The organism is Microvirga sp. 17 mud 1-3, from assembly GCF_003151255.1.
Taxonomy (GTDB): Bacteria; Pseudomonadota; Alphaproteobacteria; order Rhizobiales; family Beijerinckiaceae; genus Microvirga.
The window spans coordinates 2,909,340-2,924,552 of sequence record NZ_CP029481.1 but is presented as its reverse complement, the minus strand read 5'-3'; the positions used below and the strand labels follow the sequence as shown (position 1 = coordinate 2,924,552).

The window sequence follows — 15,213 nt, the reverse complement described above, 5'->3', positions numbered from 1 at the left end:
GACCTGAACGCCATGTCAGAGCGGATCGGCACCCCACGGACGCATGGCGGGCACTCATGCGATCGTATTGAGTGAGCGCCATTGATCGAGAGGCAGATCAGCGGCCCATGGCGCATAATGCGAGGAGGGGACTTTCGCGGGGCATATACCTTCGGAGGGCATACTTGGCCTCAAGCGAACGTAGCGCATGGCAAGGGACGGATCGTATCGTCCGCTCCGTTAGATGCGACAATATTGAACAGGTTTTTGAGCGCGATCTGCCGATCGCTGTCCAGAAATGTTCAGGAATTGTCCAAGTGGATCAAGAGCGGTCTGGACCGATATGATCAGAATGGAGCGCTCAAGGAAGGATGCGGTGCATCCGCCCCTTTTGAGAAGCGGGCGCGCTGAGGGCTGCATTTTCGGCAGCGACGCGTCCAAGCGGCGTCGAACGATGGGGACGTCAGCGTTATCGCTCATGTAGGCGCACTTCGCTTCTTCGGAAACCCTATGAGGAGGCTCTTATGAAAACTCTGTTCGGACTGATATCGGCGGCTGCCTTACTTGTCGCTCTCAGTGGACCAGCCCCGGCACAGTCAACTCCCTCGAGCAGGCCCTGCAAGCGGGGAGAGCAAATGGTCGGTGGCGTGTGCAAGCCGCTCACGAGAGCATCTCCCAAGCATGAAGGATATTACAGCGGCCCTCGCACCACCGGTAGCACGACCCGAGCGGCTTCGGCACGGGCAACTCCCTCAAGCAGGCATTGCAAGCGAGGCGAGCAAATGGTCGGCGGCGTGTGCAAGCCGCTCACGAGAGTCCCTGCCCGCTAGACGCGGCTGGGCGCGTCCCTCAGGATCCGCGCCCGCATGTGATCGCGAAGCCATGACTTCGAGTCCATGCGGCGCGACGGGGTCGGGACCAGGCAAAACCATCATCGGCCGTATCAGGCCGGTGCGCCGGTCATGCGCGCGGTCTGACCCGCCAGATAGCCGAAGCGCAGGAACACGAGACCCGTCGACAGGAAGTCGATGCCGACGAGCAGACCCAGGCTCCAGGCCGCCGAGCTCGGCAATCGGTTCCAGATCAGCAGGCCGACAGCCAGCGACAGGAGGCCGAGCAGCACGAACCAGCCCCAGCCATCCATGGGTCTGAGCCGGAAGCCGACGAGGATCTTGAGGGCGCCGCTGACCATGAAGGTGGCTATGATCACGAGTGTCAGGCTGATCAGGCCGGCTACCGGATTGGCGAGGAGGGTAATGCCGCCGAGCAGAAAGACCGCGCCGATCAGGAGTTGCCAGGCGAACCCGCCCCAGCCCTTGGCTCTGAAGACATAAAGGAGCTGGGAGACGCCTGCGATCACAAAGGCCCAGCCGACCACCGCCTCCACGGCCAGGCCGACGAATAACGGGAGTGCGAGTGCAGCCAAGCCGGCTACAATGAGCAGGATGCCGACGGCATAGAGCGACCTATGGCTTTGGGCCAGCGAAGCGCTGACACCCGTGCCGTCGAGAGGGGTGAGGCTTGCTTGGGACATTCGGCTCTCCCTCCTGACGACCGCAGCGCACTAAGGGTTCCGATAGGTGTAGCGGCAGACACGCCTCAGCAGCGGGAGCCTAGCCGCTGCAGGAAGTCTAGGCAGCTTTACCCTTCATGCTTGATCGGGCCGGACATTCGCTTGACAAAACTGGACAAGCGGCTGGTTTTATTTCGGGCACACGCCCACTGTCCTGTCCGGTCAACGGATTGTCCACTCCGGTCAAGCGACTGCACGCGATCCGTGTGAGATTTTCGGATCAGCCGGAGTCGAAATGGTCCGTGTCCACCATCAGCGCGTTCGTCGATAGAACTCAGTGCCGGAGCCTGCCGCATCCCGGAATGGTCTGGATCCCGGGCGGGACATTCCGCATGGGCTCGGACAAGCACTATCCTGAGGAGGCGCCGGTCCATCGCGTTGCCGTCGACAGCCTCTGGATGGATACGACACCGGTCACCAACCGGCAGTTTCGCGAGTTCGTTCGCGCGACCGGGCACGTCACCTTTGCCGAGAAGCGGCCCGACCCCAAGGATTACCCGGGCGCCCTGCCGCACATGCTCAAGGCCGGCTCGCTCGTGTTCAGCCCGCCGGATTACCCGATTAACCTGAACGACTGGAGTCAATGGTGGTCGTTCGTATTCGGGGCGAACTGGCGCCGGCCGTACGGACCGGGCTCCTCGATCAAAGGCTTGGACGATCACCCGGTGGTGCATGTCACCTGCGCCGATGCCGAGGCTTATGCCCGCTGGGCCGGCAAGGAATTGCCGACAGAGGCGGAGTGGGAGTACGCGGCCCGCGGTGGCCTCGATGGCGCCGAGTTCGCCTGGGGCGACGAACTCACACCGGGCGGGCGGCACATGGCCAACACCTGGCAGGGTGAGTTCCCGTTCCGGAACACGCGCGAGGACGGCTACGAGCGCACCTCACCAGTCGGAGCATATCTGCCGAACGGCTATGGGCTCTATGACATGATCGGCAATGTCTGGGAATGGACGTCGGATTTCTACGCACCAAAGCACCCGAATGATGCGACGAAGCCGTGCTGCATCCCGCAGAACCCGCGCGGCGGACGCGAGGAGGCGAGCTACGATCCATGCCAGCCGGAGATCCGGATTCCGCGCAAAGTGCTCAAGGGCGGCTCGCATCTTTGCGCCCCGAGCTATTGCCGCCGCTACCGTCCCGCCGCGCGTCATCCTGAGCCGGTCGACACCTCCACCAGCCATGTCGGCTTCCGATGCGTGGTGCGTGAGGCCACTGGTGCAAGGGGGACGTGATGGCCGACACCGTCACTGCCAACCAGTTGCTGCTGGCTCGCCTTGTGGTCATCATTGCCGCGGTCCTCGTCGGGCTTGGCCTGTTCTGGTACGGGCTCTCGACCGAGGTCCTGGGGCGGATCGGGCGAAACATCGTCGAGCGGCCCGCGGGACCCATGACCTTCCGCTTCATCCTTCAGCCGGCCATGGCGGCCATCGTGGCCTTCCACGATGGGACAAAGGACGCGCGCCTAAACCGTTCGCCATACCTGTGGGGCCTGCTCACAGACCGGAACGAGAGCACTGGGCGCCTGCGCGAGGGCGTGATCGCGACAGCGCGCATCATTCTGCTGGGTTTCCTCATGGATCGGATTTACCAGGCGGTCGTGCTGGATGCGTTCTACCCAGCCGAGACGGTGCTCATTGCGATCCTGCTCGCCTTTCTTCCTTACGTTCTCTTGCGCGGGCCGTTCAGCCGTCTGGCCGGGTGGTGGATCCGCCGTCGGTCCGCCGGTCCGGCATCGTGAGACATGCATCATGTGGGCCGCTCCGCTTCCACACCCCTCCATCATCGCACTGAATGCCGTGATGAGCTGCTGCGCTGCCGTGTCCCTCAAGAGAAATGGACGCGACGCAGGGCGACCAGCCAATGCGTTTGCGTGTTTCGTCCAGCCAGGATGACCTAGAGGAGCCGTGCAATGGCGAAGAAACCGAACTTCCTGATTCTGTGGGGTGACGATATCGGCCAATCGAACCTGAGCATCTTCACGAGAGGGTTGATGGGCTATCGCACTTCAAACATCGACCGCATCGGGGAGGAGGGCGCGCTCTTCACCGACTATTACGGCGAACAGAGCTGCACGGCGGGACGTGCATCCTTCATCACCGGCCAGTGCGGGCTGCGGACCGGCCTGACCAAGGTCGGACTGCCGGGCGCTGCGCTCGGCATGCGGGCCGAGGACCCGAACATCCCTGAACTGCTGAAGCCTTTGGGGTACGCGACCGGTCAGTTCGGGAAGAACCATTTCGGCGACCGTGACGAGCACCTGCCGACAATGCACGGCTTCGACGAGTTCTTCGGCAATCTCTATCACCTCAACGCCGAGGAGGAACCGGAGCTTCCCGACTACCCGAGTGAAAAGGACTTCCCCGACTTCAGGAAGAACTTCGGTCCGCGGGGCGTGCTGCACTGCTGGTCGGACGGCAAGGGCGGGCAAAAGATCGAGAATACGGGCCCGCTCACCAGGAAGCGCATGGAGACCGTCGACACCGAGTTCCTCAAGGCCGCACAGGATTTCATCAGGAAGGCCGCGAAGGATGGCAAGCCCTTCTTCGTCTGGTTCAATACCACGCACATGCACTTCCGAACCCACATCGAGGAGCGCATCCGCGGCCAAGCTGGACGCTGGCAGTCCGAGTATCACGATTGCATGATCGAGCACGACAAGCACATCGGACAGATGCTCGACCTGCTCGACGAGCTCGGCATCGCCGACAACACGATGGTCATGTACTCGACCGACAACGGTCCACACATGAACTCCTGGCCGGATGCCGGCATGACGCCATTCCGCAACGAGAAGAACTCGATGTGGGAAGGTGCATACCGCGTGCCATGCCTCGTGCGTTGGCCGGGCGTGATCAAGCCTGGGACGGTCTGCAACGAGATCGTCAGTCATCTCGACTGGCTGCCGACCATCGTCGAAGCGGCTGGAGACCCGGACATCAAGGAGAAGCTCAAGAAAGGTGGCTACAAGGCGAACGGCAAGACCTTCAAGGTTCACGTCGATGGCTTCAGCCTCATGCCCTACCTCACCGGAAAGGCCAAACGACACGAGCGAAAGGGGTTCTTCTACTTCACGGATGACGGCGATCTCGCCTGCCTTCGCTTCGATAACTGGAAATTCGCCTTCATGGAGCAGCGGGCCCGCGGCACGCTCCAGATCTGGGCCGAGCCGATGGTGACCCTGCGGGTGCCCAAGATCTTCAATCTGCGCACCGATCCTTATGAGCGCGCGGACATCACCTCCAACACCTATTACGATTGGCTGCTGGACCACGCCTTCATGCTCGTTCCCGCACAGGCAGGCGTGGCGGAATTTCTTGCGACGTTTAAGGAATTTCCGCCGCGTCAGAAGGCGGCGAGCTTCGGCATTGATCAGGTTATGGAGAAGATCACGGAGACCGCCGGAGGGGGGCACCACTGAACCTTCCAAGTCCTGCTGGAGCGGTTTGCGAGGGAGGACCTGACCGCCATGGGCCGCGGACATCGACGGCAGCAGAGCGCCACGGTTTATACGAGCCGGCGGCGGGCGTCGTTCTCGACTGTGGTCGTTCCGAACGAGGATGATCCTGATGACGGCTGATCCTAAACCGAGACGCCTTGTAAGCGATGACGTTGCTGTGGAATTGTCCGCACGCCGGACCGGCATGTCGTTTCAGCGCACCCGCATGAGCGCCGACCGGACCCTGATGGCCGTGATCCGGACATCGCTGTCGCTCATCGGCTTCGGATTTACGATCTTCCAGTTCTTCCAGAGACTGCGCGAAGCCGGCACGCTGACACACGCTGGCTCCGCTCGGAACTTCGGCATCACACTGGTCGCGCTCGGCATCCTTATGCTGATCGGCGGTATCGTCTATCACAGCCAGTACATGCTTGGCCTGCGCGCGCAACGTAAGGATATGGCTGCCGATCATCTGATCCACGGCGAGAGCCGCTTCCCGGTGTCCTTGACCCTGATCACAGCCATTCTCCTGCTGGTTACCGGCATCACGGCGATCGTCAGCATGATCTTCCAAATCGGTCCCTTCAATTGAGAGGGAGGAGCCTTTGATCGCGACACTCAGCGCCCAGAATGCCAGCCATGGAACGGCAACCCAGAGCAGACGCTATTCCAGCTCGGATTGGGGCCCTTAGGCTTATGAGGCGTCTAGAATCCGCACCATGGGGTCAGATTGATCACGTGCGCCAGCGACTCGAACCGCCGGCTGCAAGCCAGGTGATAGTCGCCGGTGAGCCCCTGGGATCCGTCGGGATCATTCCGGAACACCACCCGCTTCGTGCGGTCGCTTGGCAGGATCATCCGCTTGCAGGCTTGGCACGATGGGCCACTCGGCCCGCCGCCATAAGGAAACTTGTCATCAAGGAACACGCAACTCTCCAAACTTGTCACAGGCCACCCGTGCCTGCGGCAAGGCTGCCGCAGGCTGACGTTCGGCTGGGTACCAGACCCCTCCAACGTTGCGTCACGCCCCTTGTTCCGGCCCATCTGTCTCTTGCCGGCGCGCGAATGGCCAAGCATATCAAATATTTAGAGGCTGATCAGCCTCATCGCCGAAGATGTCCTGGCACAGATGTCGGAGGCCGTAAGCGGAAACGGGCCAGTGCCCCGCTTCGAGCCGGGAGAGACATCGTCCAGCGTGGAGTAATCTGCGGGCGGGAGAACCATGCATGGAGCATGATGCCCATTCATCCAGGCGCGACGATCCGTCGAAATACGCAATTCCTGACGTCGTCGTGCGGGTGACGACGCCGAGCAGACCGAACTTTCTGTCAGTTCGTCAGTACGTCACTACTTCGACAAGGAGCGTATCTTGTTCTGGGAGCAGCCCTTGCTGAACCAGTTCTTCTTCACCTGTAGTTGGGAGCTCAGGGCGAACCCTCTCGTCGAGACAATCGATAAGGCTCATGCGTACAGGATCGGCGGCGCCGGCAGGATGGGCGTTTGGAGGACCGTCTTCCCGGGAGGCTCTGCAACGATTGCGGAAGGCCACGCCTCGTCCAGATGCAGCCGGGGGCGCCGATGAAGGGATGGCTTGTCACTGTCAGCGAACCCATCATCATCATTATCGATGCGCTGGCGCTCGTGATGATCGTCATCGGCACGGTCGAGGCCTTCGCCAAAGGGCTAAGCGCGATGCTATCCTCGCCGTCGGGCTACGGAGCGCGGAAAACCTGGCTGCGGTATGGGCGCTGGCTCGTGGCGGCCCTGACCTTCCAACTCGCCGCCGACATCGTCGAGACCTCGATCACCGAGAGCTGGGAAGCGATAGGGCGTCTTGCGGCGATCGCCGTGATCCGGACATTCCTCAACTATTTTCTGGAGATCGACCTGACAGAGATCCGTGAACGCCAGAAGCGGCATGCCGAGGACGCGACACCCACGCCTACAAAGCCCGATGACGACAGCAGCGCCAGATCAGGAGTGATGCCAGGCAAGACGCCGAGAGGGTCCTGAAGGGGTTAAGTCACATCTCGATAGCCTCACTAGCTGGGCAAGGTCCGGTCCTGACACAAAGCTGACCCTTCCGAAATTCTCCGTTGTAGCAATAAGTGGACCCGCTGACATGGCTCAGACTTGGCCGATCCATGTGCTTAGAAGCGGCGCCCGCACGCCTGACTGAATCAGGGCCTTATGTCACGATGAAAGCTGACCAACTGAGCATGGCAGGAGAGAGGCGGTTCGTCCTGTATTCACGTGCGGTGTGAGTATTCATACAAGCCGGGCCTTGGGTGGCAGAGACATGGTTAGTCAGTCAGAATCCTTCTACGGCCGCCAATCATTCCGAGAGAAAGTGGTTGGTAATGCGCCCCAGTGATTTCATTCAGGAGATTTCAGATTACATTGAGTGCGCCATCTGTCTAAGCATCGGTAGTGAACGGCGGCATACGTTCGTTGCGCAGCACTTTGCATCTTCCGAAAATCACGCAGCGACCGATGTTTCACGCAACCTCAGGGGCCATATCGAGTCATGACGCTCAAAGTCTGAATTGTTCCTAATCAGGCTTGGGCTAACCCTTGCTATGGCACCCGGCCAGGGGTGAAAAGAGAAGGTCAATCAATTATCAGGTGGCTGACACTTTGACCTTGGCGCCTCATATATTTGGCGCCAGGGTGCAAGGCGGCAGCGCCGGAAATATCGAATCTGGACGTATAGGCACGGCAGCTTTCTTGGTGTCAAAGCATAATGCCTTACATCAGAAATACGATCCTTTATCCGCAGGAGCGCGGGTCTCTGACCTTGGTCGAGTTCCGGGGTAATTCTGGCGGATCCGGTTTTCCGGAATGAAGAGACTTACGCGGCGGGTAACTAGTTGGCGTATAGAAAGCAAGTGCACAAATAAAAACGGGCAATATTCCGAACTAAAACATCATTTGAGCCGGCTCCGGGCGATACCTGTCATTGTCATCCCTGCCTTATTCCGTTTGTTGGGACTTCCTCGAACGCAGACATGCCAGTTCAGGCATTTGCCCGCTTCCCTTTAAAGGCCTCAACGGATCTGCGATTGGCCTTGCTCTCCCACCTTCTTGTTTAATACTCCAGCCTTGGTCTCACATTTGAGCTGATTGCGTGCGGGAAGAGCTAGCGAAATCAGGAGACGTAGCTTTGAGATAGTCACGCACCTGAAATGGGGAGTGATGGGCCGTTGGAGTCAATTATAGTGAAGTGGCCAGCATGGCGATCACGGCGGCGGCCATAACGCCAGTAGAGCCCCAGCCGAGGATCCGGAGGCCGCCTCGGACCGGGAAGCGGCCCATGATATCAGAACGGGAGGCCATCAACATCATGATGACCATCACCGGAACGGCGATGACGCCATTGAGCACGGCTGCCCAGTAGAGCGCCTTGATCGGGTTGATCGTGGTGAGGCTCATCGCCATGCCGATCAGCGTCGCGAGCGCGATCGTGCCGTAGAACGCCTTGGCTTCCTGCGGGCGGCGAGAAAACCCCACGGGCCACTTGCGCGCCTCGCCGATGGCATAAGCGGCAGAACCGGCGAGCACGGGCACGGCCAGCATCCCGGTGCCGATGATGCCAAGAGAGAACACGACAAAAGCGAATTCTCCCGCAAAGGGCCTCAGCGCCTCGGCCGCCTGTGCCGATGTCTGGATGTCGGTGATGCCGTTCAGATTAAGCGTCGCTGCCGTCGTGACCATGATGGCGAGGGCCACGAGGTTGGAGAACGCCATGCCGACCATCGTATCGAGCTCGATACGATGCAGGGCTGCCTTGCCCTGCCGCGGAGCCTTCCGCAGGGACTTGCGGCGCGGGTAGGCGTGGATATCCTCGACCTCCTCGGCAGCCTGCCAGAAAAACAGATAGGGGCTGATCGTGGTGCCAAGGACCGCCACGACGGTTGTGAGATATTCCTTTCGCCACTCAAGGTGGGGGACGAAAAGGTAACGGGCAAGGCTGCCCCACTCGACGTGGATTGTGACAAACGCGGCAAAATAGGCGAAGAGGGCTACGGTCAGCCATTTCAGAATCGCCACGTACTGGGTGTATTGCAGGAACACCTGCATGTAGATGCACACACCCGAGAAGACGAGGATGTAGGCCCAGTTCGGGCCGGGCAGAAGCAGGGCGACCGCGTCCGCCATGGCGCCGAGATCGGCTCCAAGATTGATGGTGTTGGCGACCAGGAGCAGCACCACGATGGTTTGCAGGAGCCAGTTGGGATAGTGTTGCCGCAGGACGCCGGCGATCCCGTGCCCGGTCGTACGACCCACCCGTGCGCTGATGATCTGCACGGCGGACATCAGCGGGTAGGTGAACAGCATGGCCCAGGTCAGACCATAACCGAATTGCGCTCCCGCTTGGCTGTAAGTAGCGATGCCGCTCGGATCATCATCAGAGGCTCCCGTAATCAGGCCCGGGCCAAGCACCTGCAGCAGGCGGGGTTTGGTCGCCGGGATGGTAGGGCTTGGCCCTTCAGGATCGTCGCTGTCGACCTTGGCCATGATTGGCACCTGCTTGGCGTACGGGCGAGGGGCACCTGTCGTCCGTCGCCGGACTCTCAAGGATGCCGAGCACCCGAGCAGCAAGAATACATCATATAGGGCTGGTCTAAAGCCCTCGCCTGATCATCCAGGCATCGCTGCGCTCGGGTAATATGTGCGAAACTGTAGATGGATATCGGCTTGGCCGGGACTCAAGGGCTGTCTTCATCGTCGTCGTCCATCATCCCGCCGCCAGAACCCATCATGCCAGGCCCCATCATTCTGCGGCCCATCATAGCTCGGGAGCCCATGCGCACGAGAACCTGGAGACGTCGTTTCTGGGCTTCATCGAGCGTCGCATAAAGCGGCGAGGCGGCGTCAGCGAGCTTGCGCATGGCATCTGCCCCTTGGCTCATCCGATCAGCCACCGCGCGGAGCATGCCGACCGGATCGCCCGTCATCATGCGAGGGGTCTCGCGCATGGCCTGCATATGGCCGAGGTGAAGGGTCGCGAGATTGCGCATGGCGCTCTCGACGGGAGGCCAGAGCTTTTCCTGATCGGCATTCAGCTTCAGCCCCGCATGAATGGCAGCGATGTGGGCATCGATAAAGGCGTTCATGTCCTCAGGCGAGAACCAGCCCATCATGCGTCGACCGGGACCGCCCATCATGCTGCCGGGCATGCCCCGGCCTTGCATCATTGGGCCCATCGGCATTCGTGTCTCGGATTGGGCCCCTGGCGTCTGGGGTTGCACAGGAGCCGTCGATGGCACTTGTGCCAATGCGGAGCCAGCGAAGGTGATCAGAGTGGCAGCGAGAAGGGAAGTCTTCATGGCATGTTCTCCAGTTGGAGGCGGCCCATCCGGGACCGCATAGCCTCAGTCGCTTTGGTCACTGTCGTCCAAGATCGTCGCTCGGGCTGCTGTTGGATCGCCGAGAGACGTGTTGCCAGTATGCCGCGGCCGGTCAAGCAGTCGGGCCAGCAGACGATCTCTGCTTTCTGGCTCAGGACCGGCCGGTTGACGGATTCGCTCGTGCATTGCGTGGCCATCCGACAGGATCGCCATCATAAAGCGGCTTCCTGCAACAACGAAGTCAACGGGGCGTTGGGCGCCAGGTTCCTAGTGGGCCATTTTACCGATCTGAGTGAAACCGGCAAAGCGCCCCTATGGACTAGGCGTTTACTCACTCGATTTCACAATGGCGAGCACGAGAGCATCGAGGGGGCGTCAGATCCGGGAGATTGCACCCTCCAATTTCGAACGAACGATTCGCGCCTTTTCCGTCAGCTTAGGATTGTCGATCGCTTGCATCGATGCGACAGGGTCGACTGCCGCGACCTCGACCCGGCCGGGTGCGAGCTCCTGCACGATGACGTTGCATGGGAGCATCGTGCCAACCTTGTCTTCGGTCTGCAGCGCCTCATGGGCGAGGGCCGGGTTGCAGGCTCCGAGAATCCTATAGGGGCGGAAATCCACGTTGATCTTGCGTTTGAGCGTGTCCCGGATGTCGATCTCGGTGATGATGCCGAAGCCCTCCTGCTTCAGGGCCTCGGTGGTACGCGCAACCGCCTCGTCGAACGGCATGGAAACGCTTTTCGCCAAATAGTAGGCCATTATGCTCCTCCATCATCAAGGGGTTGTGAATTCGCCGCAACGGCTGCTTCGAGGCGAGGCCTCAATGCCTCCAGGTCGTACCCTGCTTCCGAGGTCGTCTGCAGGATTTCGTTCGGCGAGAGCCTGTCGCTGGCGGCGAGCGCCCACAAAGTGGCCGAGCGGGTCCCCGTGCGGCAGAAGGCGAGGGCAGGCTTGTCCGCGTTGCCGAGGGCTGTCCTGAATGCTTCGACCTGATCGGTTGAGATCTGGCCCGGAACGACCGGGATGTGATGGTACACGAGTCCAAGGCGTTTCGCGGTCGCCGAAAGCTCCTCGCTTCGGGGCTGATCCGGAGCCTCACCGTCGGGGCGGTTGTTGATAATTGCCTTGAATCCGGCTGCCGCAGCCTCCTCGAGATCCTTCTCGACCAGTTGGTGCGCGACCGAAATATTGGGCGTCAACTTAGAGACCTTCATGGTGTTGTTTCCTTTCAAGGAACTGAGAACGGAAGAGCTGGATCATGAGGGGCAGCGAAATTGGCGAATCCATCGGACCAAACCATCGCCCTCTGATGGTCGTCGTGCGGCTTCACCTGGCCGTTGCTGCAGTGTCTGTTCCACGGGCACCTCCTGTTTCCAGTTTCAGAGCAGGTTGAGGCTACGCACCAGCATATAGATCGCCACTACAAAGATCAGGCCGGCGAACACCGTGTTAAGGGCGCCCCTTTTCGCGGAGAGGTGTTTTGCCGACCGGGCACCGAGGAGCCCTCCGAGCACGCCGCCTGCAATGAATAACGCCGCCAAGGTCCAATCCACGAGGCCCGAGAGGGCATAGTTGGAGGCGGTCGTGAGCCCAAAGGCCGTCACGGCCACAAGAGAGGAGCCCACGGCGAACAGGATCGGCATGCCGGTCGCCAGGATCAGACCTGGCACGATCAGGAAGCCGCCGCCGATGCCGAAGAAGCCGGACAGCGCTCCTGTCGCCATTCCGATGGCGACGAGCTTAGGAAAGTTCTCACGACTGAGTTGCACGGCCGGCTCGCCACCGGCCGAGCGCTTGCGCAGCATCAGGGCTCCGACCGCCAGCATCAGCACAGCAAAGAGCGCCAGCAGCTGCTGCCCGTCGACCATCTTGCCCAGCGTCGAGCCGCCGAAGGCCCCGATCACGCCGGCGACGGAGAAGACGAGTGCGCAGCGCCACTTCACGTTCCCGGCGCGAGCATGGTTGGCGAGGTTGGCGGCGGCATTTGCCGCCACCGCAATCGCGCTCGTGCCGATGGCCAGATGCGGGTTGGACACGCCGACGAGATAGACCAGCAGCGGCACCGCCAGGATCGAGCCGCCCCCGCCCACGAGGCCGAGCGTGAAGCCGACAAGCGAGCCCGAGGCCAGGCCAAGGACGCTTTGGGTGAGGGACAGGTCCATCATGATGTCCTTAGGCCATGGAAGCCTTCTGGGTCGGAGCGTAGACCCTCCGGTTCCAGGGGGCCTTTATCAGGATCCGTGCCATGCCACAGAACCCGGTGATGCCGGCCACCATCAGACCCGCGCCCACCAAAGCCGGAACGAAGAGGAACCAGGACGACACCAGAACGCCCAGGAGGGTTCCGAGGAACGCCATGCTGCCGGCCCCGATCTGCACCTGGCGCTGCAACTCCAGCGGTTGGCGGCGATCGACCGTGACGGGCAGGCCGGCCGTCTTCCAGGCGTCGATGCCTCCGTCAATGATAAAGGCCTCGCAGGCGCCGCCAACCTTGGCTGACAGACGGCCGACATTGGCTTTGGTGCGGGCTCCGCTCTTGCAGTGGAAGATCATGGGTTTCCCGTCCCATTGGCCCAGGTTGGCCTCGTCCAGGCGGGATAGGGCCATCAGGTGGGCGCCGGGAATCTTCTCACGAGCGTGTTCGTCCGTCTCGCGAATGTCGACGAGAACGGCGCCCTGGTCGAGCCTAAGCTTGGCTTCGGCAGGTGTGAGGACGGGAAGGGACATGGTCACCTCTGACATGGGGAATGTGGAACAGGTCTTTAATTTAGATAAGTCTTATTTAGTGACTTCTAATTTAAAGTCAACCCATTCCTCGCGCCGGTGATGCGGCGTGGTGGCCGGCATCTGGTCCCGTGTGAGGTGAAGCCTGCTCTAGAGATCAGTTAGGGCCTTGATGTCCCGGTCGATTTTGCAGAGCGGCTCGCTCTGCGGTGGATTGCAAGCTCTTCCGTCGCTCCCGGCAGGGTCGATCAGGCCCGGGAGCAGAATCCTAAAGGTGCGCCAGACCTGCAGGGTAGGATGGCAAGAAGCGATGACCTGCAGTGGTGATCAAATCACTGAGGTTCGTCGGTTCGTAGTCGCGGCCTTCAATGTAGCGACTTTGATTTCTGCAGATGAAATTTCGGCCGCCCCACCAAGGGACATTGGGCGCTCTCAGCATAACGCGGGTGGTGGATCCATAACGGTTACGAGTGGAACAAACTTTTTCATAATATTCCTCTGTTTTTTTGTAAAAATTATTTGAATATACGTAACAGAGCAGAACTGTCCAATTTTAGTACCCTCTACGCGCCATGCGAAGCTTTGCGTCATAAAGCTTTGTGATCATGACTACTTTAATGGAGCGTCCGCGATATTCTTACGAGACGAGGATAAAATTCGCAGCATTGTGAATAGCGAGCATCGACTTTGTCAGGGGGCTCTATCCCATAGTCCTTCGCCAAGGTGCCTGTGTTGTCTCTTCTGCGCTAAGTGACGCCTTTATCATCCCGGTCATGAATGAAGGGCGCAAAGTGCTTTGTCGACGCAGATAAACTAATTCATCGAGCGGTTATCGATACCAGTCCGGTTCGGCGGCTATTGTGACCTATCTCAGCCATCCATGACACATCGCAACTCCAAGGATACTCTTGGAGTTATCCTCAGACACTCTAACAGATTATTCGATGGATCTGCGAAGTCGGATTTGTGCCTGAAACAATCCAGCCAGCCAACCATAGATACTAATACCCGCTCATGGAATTCCTGACGCAGTGAGATACGGGTAGGCCGTCAATGTTGTGAAACGGCCGGTCTCGTCGAGGAGCCGGTTCCAGGCGCGGCAGACCGCGTCCAACACCGCTTTATAATCGTTGAGCATGCGATGCGAGAGTTAGCGCTCGCGCAGGTAGAGCCAGACGCGTTCCACCGGGTTCAGCGCGGGTGAGGCCGGCGGCAAGGGCAACAGCGTGATCGTCTCTGGCATGTGCAAAGCCCGCGCGTCGTGCCAGCCGGCCTGATCCAGCACGAGCACCGCGTGTGCACCGGGTTCGAGTTGCTGGGCAAACTGCTCCAGAAAGATCGTCATGGCGTCGGCGTTCACCCGCGGCCGCGCCAACGCGAAGGTCTCGTCCGTGCCAGGAGGCAAACAGATACAAGCTCTCGAAGCGCTGATCGACCACACCCGGTGGACGCGCCCCACGCTCATACCAGACGCGTGTCGTCCGGCCCTTCTGGCCAAAGCGCGCTTCGTCCTGATACCAGAGTTGAAGACGCGCCTCAGGGTGCTGGGCCGCGAGGCCCTGCAGCTTTGACGGGAATTCCTTTTTTGAACGCCGCCTGCGCGGCCGGATTGCCCTTCGGGTGCGAGGGCCGGGTCTTCTGACGCGACAGGTTCAGCCGCTTGAGCAGGCACGAGAGCCCCCACTCACTGTAGCTCACGCCATAGGTCCGCTCGACATGCTCGCACAGGTCGACCAGACGCCAGGCGCTCACTCCATCGCGCTTGGGCTCCGGCCCGCGCAGGATATGGGCCTTGAGCGCCACCTGCTGACCAGGGCTGAGCTTCTCCGGGCGGCCGGTTCGGGGGCGGTCATGCAGACCGTCAGGTCTCAGTGTTGAAGCGCTGGATGGCATCGTGCAGAGCCTGACGCTCCATGCCAGCCAGCCGAGCGGCTTCGGCCCGGGTCATACCCTCCAGCGCATTGGTGATCGCCAGCAACCGCAGGCTGGCCCCGGCGTCCCTCTCGCGAGCAGCCCGTTGGCGTAAGTCGGATGGTGAATAGTCCTGCCGGATCCGGAGAGCGGCCATGCTGATCCCCTCAACAGCGCCCCCGCTCCGGAGTGAATCACGTCAGGCACCCCGACGCAAATCCGAGTCAGCA

Annotated in this window: 16 protein-coding genes; 5 read left to right on the top strand and 11 right to left on the bottom strand. The window is 60.7% G+C overall.

The window, feature by feature from the left end; genetic code table 11:
* Positions 1-922: 922 nt before the first annotated feature.
* Positions 923-1,513, bottom strand: coding sequence for an HdeD family acid-resistance protein (locus C4E04_RS13865; protein WP_109598148.1), 591 nt, complete (start codon positions 1,511-1,513; stop codon positions 923-925).
* 341 nt (positions 1,514-1,854) lie between these two features.
* Here C4E04_RS13865 and C4E04_RS13860 point away from each other — a divergent pair, with 341 nt between their 5' ends.
* The 4 genes from C4E04_RS13860 (at position 1,855) to C4E04_RS13845 (ending at position 5,586) form a co-directional block, all read left to right on the top strand.
* Positions 1,855-2,787, top strand: a complete 933-nt coding sequence (locus C4E04_RS13860) for a formylglycine-generating enzyme family protein (protein ID WP_109598146.1) — start codon at positions 1,855-1,857, stop codon at positions 2,785-2,787.
* A complete protein-coding gene (locus tag C4E04_RS13855; RefSeq protein ID WP_109598144.1) occupies positions 2,787-3,293 on the top strand; it encodes a hypothetical protein in 507 nt (168 codons plus the stop codon). The genes C4E04_RS13860 and C4E04_RS13855 overlap by 1 nt, the downstream gene beginning before the upstream one ends.
* A 171-nt stretch (positions 3,294-3,464) precedes the next feature.
* The gene (locus tag C4E04_RS13850; RefSeq protein WP_109598142.1) at positions 3,465-4,973 is read left to right on the top strand and encodes an arylsulfatase; all 1,509 of its coding nucleotides are present in this window, start codon (positions 3,465-3,467) and stop codon (positions 4,971-4,973) included.
* Between the two features lie 139 nt (positions 4,974-5,112).
* Positions 5,113-5,586, top strand: coding sequence for a YidH family protein (locus C4E04_RS13845; RefSeq protein WP_371681998.1), 474 nt, complete (start codon positions 5,113-5,115; stop codon positions 5,584-5,586).
* A 113-nt stretch (positions 5,587-5,699) separates the two neighbouring features.
* Here C4E04_RS13845 and C4E04_RS20920 read toward each other — a convergent pair whose 3' ends face one another.
* Positions 5,700-5,921 (bottom strand): hypothetical protein, encoded by a 222-nt coding sequence (locus C4E04_RS20920; protein WP_162559399.1) that lies wholly within the window; start codon positions 5,919-5,921, stop codon positions 5,700-5,702.
* Positions 5,922-6,572: 651 nt separating this feature from the next.
* Here C4E04_RS20920 and C4E04_RS13835 point away from each other — a divergent pair.
* Positions 6,573-7,007: a DUF1622 domain-containing protein gene (locus tag C4E04_RS13835; RefSeq protein ID WP_109601136.1), complete on the top strand. Its 435-nt coding sequence runs from the start codon at positions 6,573-6,575 to the stop codon at positions 7,005-7,007.
* A 1,200-nt stretch (positions 7,008-8,207) separates the two neighbouring features.
* On the opposite strand, the gene C4E04_RS13830 is transcribed toward C4E04_RS13835, so the two are convergent.
* From C4E04_RS13830 to C4E04_RS13785, 9 genes are all read right to left on the bottom strand, one after another.
* A complete protein-coding gene (locus C4E04_RS13830; protein WP_109598135.1) occupies positions 8,208-9,512 on the bottom strand; it encodes an NRAMP family divalent metal transporter in 1,305 nt (434 codons plus the stop codon).
* A gap of 191 nt (positions 9,513-9,703) precedes the next feature.
* A complete protein-coding gene (locus C4E04_RS13825) occupies positions 9,704-10,192 on the bottom strand; it encodes a Spy/CpxP family protein refolding chaperone (RefSeq protein ID WP_245416106.1) in 489 nt (162 codons plus the stop codon).
* A 528-nt stretch (positions 10,193-10,720) separates the two neighbouring features.
* Positions 10,721-11,107, bottom strand: coding sequence for a DUF302 domain-containing protein (locus C4E04_RS13815; RefSeq protein ID WP_109598129.1), 387 nt, complete (start codon positions 11,105-11,107; stop codon positions 10,721-10,723).
* Entirely contained in the window at positions 11,107-11,562 is a 456-nt protein-coding gene (locus C4E04_RS13810) for a TIGR01244 family sulfur transferase (protein WP_109598127.1), read from the bottom strand. The genes C4E04_RS13815 and C4E04_RS13810 overlap by 1 nt, the downstream gene beginning before the upstream one ends.
* Positions 11,563-11,727: 165 nt before the next feature.
* The gene (locus tag C4E04_RS13805; protein ID WP_109598125.1) at positions 11,728-12,510 is read right to left on the bottom strand and encodes a sulfite exporter TauE/SafE family protein; all 783 of its coding nucleotides are present in this window, start codon (positions 12,508-12,510) and stop codon (positions 11,728-11,730) included.
* 10 nt (positions 12,511-12,520) lie between these two features.
* Positions 12,521-13,075, bottom strand: coding sequence for a rhodanese family protein (locus tag C4E04_RS13800; protein WP_109601133.1), 555 nt, complete (start codon positions 13,073-13,075; stop codon positions 12,521-12,523).
* 1,147 nt (positions 13,076-14,222) lie between these two features.
* On the bottom strand, positions 14,223-14,537 hold the full coding sequence (locus C4E04_RS13795; RefSeq protein ID WP_109598123.1) for a transposase: 315 nt from the start codon (positions 14,535-14,537) through the stop codon (positions 14,223-14,225).
* 71 nt (positions 14,538-14,608) lie between these two features.
* Positions 14,609-14,965 (bottom strand): winged helix-turn-helix domain-containing protein, encoded by a 357-nt coding sequence (locus tag C4E04_RS13790; protein ID WP_109598121.1) that lies wholly within the window; start codon positions 14,963-14,965, stop codon positions 14,609-14,611.
* A complete protein-coding gene (locus C4E04_RS13785; protein ID WP_109598119.1) occupies positions 14,934-15,140 on the bottom strand; it encodes a hypothetical protein in 207 nt (68 codons plus the stop codon). Before C4E04_RS13785 ends, C4E04_RS13790 begins: the two co-directional genes overlap by 32 nt.
* Positions 15,141-15,213: the final 73 nt, after the last annotated feature.

Bases quoted from the DNA above. Each gene is read 5' to 3' on its own strand.
- C4E04_RS13865 (WP_109598148.1), bottom strand. From the start codon at position 1,513: ATGTCCCAAGCAAGCCTCACCCCTCTCGACGGCACGGGTGTCAGCGCT.
- C4E04_RS13860 (WP_109598146.1), top strand. From the start codon at position 1,855: ATGGTCTGGATCCCGGGCGGGACATTCCGCATGGGCTCGGACAAGCAC.
- C4E04_RS13855 (WP_109598144.1), top strand. From the start codon at position 2,787: ATGGCCGACACCGTCACTGCCAACCAGTTGCTGCTGGCTCGCCTTGTG.
- C4E04_RS13850 (WP_109598142.1), top strand. From the start codon at position 3,465: ATGGCGAAGAAACCGAACTTCCTGATTCTGTGGGGTGACGATATCGGC.
- C4E04_RS13845 (WP_371681998.1), top strand. From the start codon at position 5,113: ATGATCCTGATGACGGCTGATCCTAAACCGAGACGCCTTGTAAGCGAT.
- C4E04_RS13835 (WP_109601136.1), top strand. From the start codon at position 6,573: ATGAAGGGATGGCTTGTCACTGTCAGCGAACCCATCATCATCATTATC.
- C4E04_RS13830 (WP_109598135.1), bottom strand. From the start codon at position 9,512: ATGGCCAAGGTCGACAGCGACGATCCTGAAGGGCCAAGCCCTACCATC.
- C4E04_RS13825 (WP_245416106.1), bottom strand. From the start codon at position 10,192: ATGATGCAAGGCCGGGGCATGCCCGGCAGCATGATGGGCGGTCCCGGT.
- C4E04_RS13815 (WP_109598129.1), bottom strand. From the start codon at position 11,107: ATGGCCTACTATTTGGCGAAAAGCGTTTCCATGCCGTTCGACGAGGCG.
- C4E04_RS13810 (WP_109598127.1), bottom strand. From the start codon at position 11,562: ATGAAGGTCTCTAAGTTGACGCCCAATATTTCGGTCGCGCACCAACTG.
- C4E04_RS13805 (WP_109598125.1), bottom strand. From the start codon at position 12,510: ATGGACCTGTCCCTCACCCAAAGCGTCCTTGGCCTGGCCTCGGGCTCG.
- C4E04_RS13800 (WP_109601133.1), bottom strand. From the start codon at position 13,075: ATGTCCCTTCCCGTCCTCACACCTGCCGAAGCCAAGCTTAGGCTCGAC.
- C4E04_RS13795 (WP_109598123.1), bottom strand. From the start codon at position 14,537: ATGAGCGTGGGGCGCGTCCACCGGGTGTGGTCGATCAGCGCTTCGAGA.
- C4E04_RS13790 (WP_109598121.1), bottom strand. From the start codon at position 14,965: ATGCCATCCAGCGCTTCAACACTGAGACCTGACGGTCTGCATGACCGC.
- C4E04_RS13785 (WP_109598119.1), bottom strand. From the start codon at position 15,140: ATGGCCGCTCTCCGGATCCGGCAGGACTATTCACCATCCGACTTACGC.